The organism is Bradyrhizobium sp. STM 3809, assembly GCF_000239795.1.
Taxonomy (GTDB): domain Bacteria; phylum Pseudomonadota; class Alphaproteobacteria; order Rhizobiales; family Xanthobacteraceae; genus Bradyrhizobium.
In genome coordinates, this window is record NZ_CAFJ01000744.1 from 1 (window position 1) to 1471 (window position 1471).

General features: G+C 63.6%; 2 protein-coding genes. Both read right to left on the reverse strand.

Annotated features, from left to right (window positions below):
* A partial coding sequence (locus tag BRAS3809_RS31840) for an LPS-assembly protein LptD (protein ID WP_035659881.1) occupies window positions 1-1259 on the reverse strand: 1259 nt, incomplete at its 3' end.
* The coding region (locus tag BRAS3809_RS31845; RefSeq protein ID WP_139017493.1) for an LptF/LptG family permease at window positions 1259-1471 on the reverse strand (213 nt) is incomplete at its 5' end. The genes BRAS3809_RS31840 and BRAS3809_RS31845, both read right to left, overlap by 1 nt.

Consider the following 1471-nt stretch of genomic DNA (forward strand, 5'->3'; position numbering starts at 1 on the left):
GTCTGCTGGTTGCCCGAGAAGCTGAGATAGTGGATGGCGCGGACGTCGAAGACGCTGCGGCTGCCGACACCGGTCAGATACAGCTGCGAGATCGCTTCCGTCGGCAGGCTCATGAACGAGTTGAACGGATCGCGGTACTGCGCCAGCCGGTAATCCGACAGGAACATGTAGTCCGACAGCAGGATGCCGTCCCAGCCGAAAACCCATTTGTCGTTGAGCGCGAACTGGCCTTTGGTGTCGATGCCGCCGCGGAACTGGCGGTCGCCCGGCTGGCCGGCGAACGCGTTGCGGTTCAACTGGTCGATGCCGTACAGGCGCACCTGATAGCCGCCATTCTCGAAGCGCTGGCGGAACTCGGTCTGCACCAGCACGCCCTGCTTGGAGGTGATGCGCGGCGTGAACGTCGCGTCGTAATCCGGCGCGATCGCCCAGTAGTAGGGGATGTCGACACCGAAGCCGTAGCCACCGGTCTGGGTGAAGCCGGGCATCAGGAAGCCGCTCTTGCGCTTCACCGTCGGATCGGGCGTCGAGAAGTACGGGATATAGGCGAGCGGAACGCCGAAGAATTCGAGCTGGGCGTTCTCGAAATACAGCATCTTCTCGGTCTGGTCGTGGATGATGCGCGCACCCTTGACCTGCCACAATGGCGGCTTCTTCGGATCGTCCTTGCACGGCGCGCAGGCCGTATAAACACCGTTCTCGAAGACCGTATAATTGCCGTTGGAGCGGTCGGCGCGGGTCGCCGCCATCCGCGTCTGGTCCTCGGTCTCGACGCGCAGCGAATCGACGAAACCGTCGCGATAGTTGTCGGACAGGTCGAGGCTGTTGGCGTAGGTGATCTTGCCGTCGGCGTCGGTCATGCGGATGTTGCCTTCCGCATGCAGGCGCTTGGTCTTCTGATCGTAGATCACCCGGTCGGCCTCGACCGATGTGCCATTGTAGAACAGCTGCACGTTCCCGACCGCCGAGACGCGCGAATTATTGTAGTCGTAGTCGACCTCGGTCGCCTGCACCAACATCTGGTTGTCGTTGGCGACGCGCGGCGGGGGCGCCTTGGGCGGACGCGGGTTGTAGGTGAAGCTCTGGGCCGCGGCAGGCGACAGCGCGCCATCGACCGCGGCGGCAAGCGCGAGGCCGAGCGTCAGCGCGAGCGCGAGTACGACAGACCCGGCGCAACGGGCGCGCGCACGCTCACGGCGCGCAACGGCATGCAGCCGGAGCGCGGCGAGCGCGGTCTGACGGACGGCAACGAACGACACTAGCCGTCCTCCTGGTAGAGCAAGGCCATAAAACCGGTGAGGCCGCCGACGAACACCGGCAGCCACGCCGCAGCGATCGGATTCATCAACGCAGCCTTGCTCAAATCTTCCGTTACTTTCGACAGCACGTAGAGCAGAAAGCCGGCGCCCACGCCACTCAAAACCATTTTTTGAACGCCACCCATACGGAAGAACCTGAGGGACACGGACGC